Consider the following 4,160-nt stretch of genomic DNA (forward strand, 5'->3'; position numbering starts at 1 on the left):
CGCGCCCGATCCACGCGCACGCGAACACGGCGGCCGCCGCGGCCAGCCAGCCGACCGTGCCATAGCCCGCGATCTGTCCATGCGCGTCCGTCGACAGCAGCAGGCCGCCGAACCACGCGCCGCATCCCGTGCCCATCGCCTGCACCGCGCTGTTCGCGCTGAGGAACGCGCCGCGCTTCTGCGGTGCGGGTACGGTGGTCAGCAGCGCCTGCATCGGCACCATTCGCGACGACATCGCGACCATGAACACGGGGAAAAACAGCACCAGCACGTAGAACGGCACGTCGGGCAGATGCGTGAGGAACAGCACGGGCAGGATGGACAGCAGCGCGGCGATGCGGAACACGCGCTTCTTGCCGAACCGGTCCGACAACTCGCCGACGCGGCGCGACGTGAAGAACGTCGCCGCGCCGCCTGCCATATACAGCCACGACAGATTGGCAGGCGCGACGCCGTGATTGGCGACGAGCGTCGGCGCGATGAACGGAATCACCAGCATGTGGCCGATCATCACGACGAAGGTCAGTGCGAACGCGTTCAGATGCCGCACGTTCGCGAACAGCCGCCACAGGTCCGGCAGTACCTGCGCAAGCGGCACGCGCTGCTGCGCAGATGCGCCGTCAGCGACGGCACGGTGCGCAGCCCGCCAAGCCAGATCGCGCACGACAGCGCGACCAGCAGCAGGAACGGCGAGGCCCAGCCGAAATGCGCGCCGAGCATGACGCCTGCGGGCACGCCGGCGATGGCCGCGAGCGAGAACGCCGTCATGATCGTGCCCGTCGCCGCGCCGCGCCGCGCGACGGGAATCACGTCGCCGACGATCGCCATCACGACGGAGGCCAGCACGCCGCCCGTGATGCCCGCGAACGCGCGCGCGGCGAGCAGCATCGGAAAGTTTGGCGCGAGCGCGCAGCCGAGGTTCGACAGCGCGAAGAGGGCATAGATGGTCAGCAGCAGACGCCGCCGGTCGAAGCGGTCGATATACGTCGCGGCCAGCAGTCCCGACAGCCCCGAGCACCACGAATACGCCGACACGGCCGTCGCGAAGCGCGCAGGCGAGATCGCGAACGCGTGCATGATCTGCGGGCCGAGCGGCATCATCACCATGAAATCCATGATGATCGTGAATTGCGTGAGCGCGAGCAGCCATAGCAGGCGCCGCTCGCGTGATTCGTTCAAGGCGAGCATCGAATGCTCCGGGTGAGAGTGCGGGCAGCCATGGGAGCGTTCATTGGGCAGGCCATTGGGCAGGTCATTGGGTCGATCTCTGGGTCAGTCGTCGAGGTTTTCATGCACGGCCTGCTCGCCCCGTTTCCAGTACGCCGACGCGCGGATGCGCGTTTTGTCGATGCCGCGCTCGTTGACGAGGTGGTAGCGCACGGCGCGCATCGTCGCGGCTTCGCCTGCGGCCCACACATAGCCGTCGCCGTCCGGCAGAAAGGTTTCGCGCACGGCTTGCAGCAGCGCGCCACCGCGATACCCGGTCTCGCTGCGATAACGCCATTCGATGTACAGGGACGCCTGTGTGTCGAACTCGGTGCGCGCCGACGGCTCGGCCACCTCGATCACAGCCGCGACGCGCGCGCCAGCGGGCAGTTCCGCGAGCCGCCGGCCGATTGCGGGCAGCGCGGTATCGTCGCCGATCAGCAGATGCCAGTCGAAGGCCGTCGGCACGACGAACGAGCCGCGCGGCCCACCGACGCCGAGATACTGTCCCACCTTCGCCTGCGCCGCCCATGCGGCGGCGGGGCCGGCTTCATGCAGCGCGAACTCCAGATCGAGTTCGCGCGCATCGCGGTCGTAGCGCTTCGGCGTGAAGTCGCGCGCGACAGGGCGCGGCTCGCCTGCGGGAAACACGGGGCCGTCGGGACCGGCTGCGGGCAGCGTCGGCTTGTCGGTGCCGGGCGCCGGGAAGAACACCTTGACGTGATCGTCGAACGACGCGGACACGAAGTCGTGCAGATCGTCGCCCGTCAGCGTCACGCGCACCAGATGCGGCGTGACAACCTGGACCTGCTTCACCTGCAGCAGACGGAATTTCAATGGATGACGCACGCGCGTCACGTTCAGATCGGTTTGGGTTGCTTGCATCGGTTGTTCTCTCCGGGTTCGGTCGGCTCAGGCGGCGTCGACGGGCGTGCTGCCGCCGTTCTCGCGCGGCTTGCTTTCGATTTCGGCCGTGGCGCGAACGAGAATGGCCGCGATACGCCGTTGCTCCTCCGGCGACGCGTTGTCGCGCAGCAGCGCGTCGATGTTCGATCGCGCGGCGCGCCTGCACGTACTCGGGCAGCCAGCCGCCGTATTCGGACCAGGTGTCGCCGGGGTCACCCGCCTGGCCGGCTTGGCCCGCCTCGCCCGCGAATGCGCGGCGCACCGAGTCCATCTTGCGGGCGATGTGCGACAGCTTGGCAAGCATCAGGTCAGCGCGCTCGCGGTTCGCGGCGAGAAAGTCGCGGCCGGCGTCGGCGAGCGAATAGCGCTTGCGGTTGCCTTCGACCTGGACCGTCACGTAGCCGAGTTCTTCCAGATACGTGAGGGCGGGATACACCATGCCGGGGCTCGGCGCGTAAAAGCCGTTCGAGCGCGCTTCGAGCGCCTTGATCAGTTCGTAGCCGTGACGCGGCTGTTCGTGGATCAGCGCGAGCAGCAGCAGTTGCAGGTCGTCAGACGTGAACTTGCGGCCGCGCGGGAAACCGTCGCCTTCGCCGCCGAATCCTCCGCCAAAGCCGCCGCCGAACGGGCCGCCGCCGAACGGACCGCCACGTCCGCCGCCGCGCGGATGACGGCCCATGGCGTGCCGGAACAGCCGAAGTCGTTCATACAGACCGAAGAACAACGGATCGCGCGCAGAAGCGGCGTCACGGGTGAAAAAGCCGTGGTGGTGGCGCATGTTGATGCTCCGAATGTCTTAAGATGTATCGAAAGATATATATCTAAAGATAGTTCGTCAAGGTGTATTTGACTTCCCGCTGGTACATGGCGAAGTACGTGGGAACGCACAGATTGCGCTTGAGGAACAAGTGCATGCGCGGCAAGCGCGAAACTGGGTGTGCAGTGCACCATTTTTCTCTGGTTTGGCTATTAGAGATTCTTAAGGTGCGCTGCAATGACACGCGATATGGCCGCGGGGTGGAGCACGGCGCGCACGTCGCTTGTCAAGAATGTAGGGCCATAAAAACCGCCTGGCTCGCGAGTTCGAAGCGCTGCCTTTCGGCCTTCGCTTTCGCGGGAGGAATCGCTGACGGCCAGGCATCGGCGCTGTAAAGGAACGAGGTGCTCCATTAAGTGGCGGAGCACACGAGGCTTCGCTGACTGACACGGTCGGGTGAAATCCAGTTGAACGCCATGTTCGTGGGCCCAGCGATCCATTGCCTTCGAGATGAACTCGCTGTCATTGTCGACCTTGATGGTGCCAGGGTGCCCCGCGCATGGCGGTGATGCGCATCAGCGCTTCGACCACATGCTCCCCCTTCATGCGCGTGGCGTGATTTCCTGGATGCGCATGAGCAGCGCCGACGAATCGCGCGCAACCGACTGTTACCGATGCAGCGAATGAGACATGCCAACAACCGTGAACTTGCTCGACTTCATGGCATGGCCTTCGTGTCCGCCTGGACACATCATGCCGAGTTTCTCTACTTTTGAACCGGGCGATATCCTGGGTCAGGGTCACATTGCCCAAAGCCCTGAAAACACTCGTCTTCGATTCCGAACTCGAAATGATTTGCGCGGCTCGCGCCAATTCCGTTATGCCGGCTCGCGTGCTTGCTGACAGACATCATATAGACGCTTTAAGGCCCGCCGCATCGGCGTGCATTCGACGTTATGTTTCTTGTGCATGACCCTCATGCGCAATCGGCATTGGACGTGCCCGGGCCATTTCGCGACTATCCCGCTCTCGCTCGACGGCACCAGAACCGTCGACGATACCTCTCGCGGCGCAGCGCACGACAGCCGTCGCGCTTCGCTATCGAATAACAAGGAAAGCCGGAATTCGCCGACGCCATCGCCAGGTGGCAAAGCGCTTCCGCGCACCTGAGATATGAGGAAGACAATTGAATAGTTCAATTCAACGGCACATCGGCCCGTTTGCGCTGATGCTGACGGGACTCGGTTCGATCATCGGGTCAGGCTGGTTGTTCGGCGCATGGAAAGCGGCC

1 protein-coding gene and 3 pseudogenes are annotated in these 4,160 nt (G+C 64.7%); all 4 read right to left on the bottom strand.

All coding sequences use genetic code 11. The features are described 5' to 3' along the window. A pseudogene (locus H3V53_RS42270) lies at window positions 1-1,188 on the bottom strand (MFS transporter); the annotation flags it as partial. An 84-nt stretch (window positions 1,189-1,272) separates the two neighbouring features. After that, a complete protein-coding gene (locus tag H3V53_RS42275; RefSeq protein WP_336602910.1) occupies window positions 1,273-2,091 on the bottom strand; it encodes a siderophore-interacting protein in 819 nt (272 codons plus the stop codon). 27 nt (window positions 2,092-2,118) lie between these two features. Beyond that, window positions 2,119-2,890 (bottom strand): annotated as a pseudogene (locus H3V53_RS42280) (PadR family transcriptional regulator). A 428-nt stretch (window positions 2,891-3,318) separates the two neighbouring features. Next, window positions 3,319-3,423: pseudogene (locus tag H3V53_RS42285) on the bottom strand (integrase catalytic domain-containing protein); the annotation flags it as partial. Between the last annotated feature and the right edge of the window lie 737 nt (window positions 3,424-4,160).

Origin of the sequence: Paraburkholderia bengalensis (assembly GCF_037126505.1) — a bacterium.
GTDB lineage: Bacteria > Pseudomonadota > Gammaproteobacteria > Burkholderiales > Burkholderiaceae > Paraburkholderia > Paraburkholderia bengalensis.

Bases quoted from the DNA above. Each gene is read 5' to 3' on its own strand.
- H3V53_RS42275 (WP_336602910.1), bottom strand. From the start codon at position 2,091: ATGCAAGCAACCCAAACCGATCTGAACGTGACGCGCGTGCGTCATCCA.